2 protein-coding genes are annotated in these 1,422 nt (G+C 68.9%); both read left to right on the forward strand.

The window, feature by feature from the left end; all coding sequences use genetic code 11:
- Window positions 1–1,157 (forward strand): glucose-6-phosphate isomerase (pgi, locus tag IE271_RS40940; RefSeq protein ID WP_190195481.1); only part of this gene is annotated, 1,157 nt, incomplete at its 5' end.
- Window positions 1,158–1,172: 15 nt separating this feature from the next.
- The coding region (locus IE271_RS40945; protein ID WP_190195482.1) for an NAD(P)-binding domain-containing protein at window positions 1,173–1,422 on the forward strand (250 nt) is incomplete at its 3' end.

The following is a 1,422-nucleotide window of genomic DNA, read 5'->3' on the forward strand; positions in this document are numbered from 1 at the left end:
CGTACGAGGCGCTGCGCGCCTTCACCGACCGCGACCTGACGGTCCGCTTCGTCTCCAACGTGGACGGCGCCGACCTGCACGAGGCCGTGCGCGACCTGGACCCGGCCGAGACGCTGTTCATCGTCGCGTCCAAGACCTTCACCACGATCGAGACGATCACCAACGCCACCTCGGCGCGCGAGTGGCTGCTCGCCGGGCTGGGAGGCAGTGGGGAAAAGGCGGTCGCGAAGCACTTCGTGGCGCTGTCGACCAACGCCGGCAAGGTCGCGGACTTCGGCATCGACACGGACAACATGTTCGAGTTCTGGGACTGGGTCGGCGGGCGCTACTCGTTCGACTCCGCCATCGGCCTGTCCCTGATGATCGCCATCGGCCCGGACCGCTTCCGCGAGCTGCTGGAGGGCTTCCGCACCGTCGACGAGCACTTCCGCACCGCGCCCGCCGAGGCCAACGCACCGCTGATCCTGGGCCTGCTCGGCGTCTGGTACGGCGCGTTCTTCGGCGCGCAGTCGCACGCGGTGCTGCCGTACTCGCACTACCTGTCCAAGTTCACCGCCTACCTCCAGCAGCTCGACATGGAGTCCAACGGCAAGTCGGTGGACCGCGACGGGCACCCCGTGGACTGGCAGACAGGGCCGGTCGTCTGGGGCACCCCGGGCACCAACGGCCAGCACGCCTACTACCAGCTGCTGCACCAGGGCACCAAGGTGATCCCCGCCGACCTGATCGGCTTCGTCAACCCGGTCGCCGAGCTGAGCGACACGCTCAAGGCGCAGCACGACCTGCTGATGGCCAACCTCTTCGCCCAGGGCCAGGCGCTGGCCTTCGGCAAGACGGCCGATGAGGTGCGCGCCGAGGGCGTGCCCGAGGAGCAGGTCCCGCACCGCACCTTCAAGGGCAACCACCCCACCACGACGATCCTGGCGACCGAGCTGACGCCGTCCGTCCTCGGCCAGCTCATCGCCCTCTACGAGCACAAGGTGTTCGTCCAGGGCGCGATCTGGAACATCGACTCCTTCGACCAGTGGGGCGTCGAACTCGGCAAGGTCCTCGCCAAGCGCGTCGAGCCCGCGCTGACCGAGGGCGCCGACGTGCCCGGCCTCGATTCGTCCACCGCCGGCCTCGTGGCCGCGTACCGCACTCTCCGGAAGAAGTGAACTGACATGACTGCGATGAAGCTGGGTCTCGTCGGCCTCGGCAAGATGGGCGGCAACATGCGCGAGCGCATCCGCCGCGCCGGCCACACCGTCATCGGATACGACCGCAACCCCGACGTCTCCGACGTCAACTCCCTGGAGGAGCTCGTCCAGCAGCTCGAAGGCCCGCGTGTGGTGTGGGTGATGGTCCCGGCGGGCGCGCCCACCCAGGCCACCATCGACGAGCTGGCCGGTCTGCTGGACGAGGGCGACGTGGTCGTGGACG

Source organism: Streptomyces minutiscleroticus, assembly GCF_014650875.1.
Lineage (GTDB): Bacteria > Actinomycetota > Actinomycetes > Streptomycetales > Streptomycetaceae > Streptomyces > Streptomyces minutiscleroticus.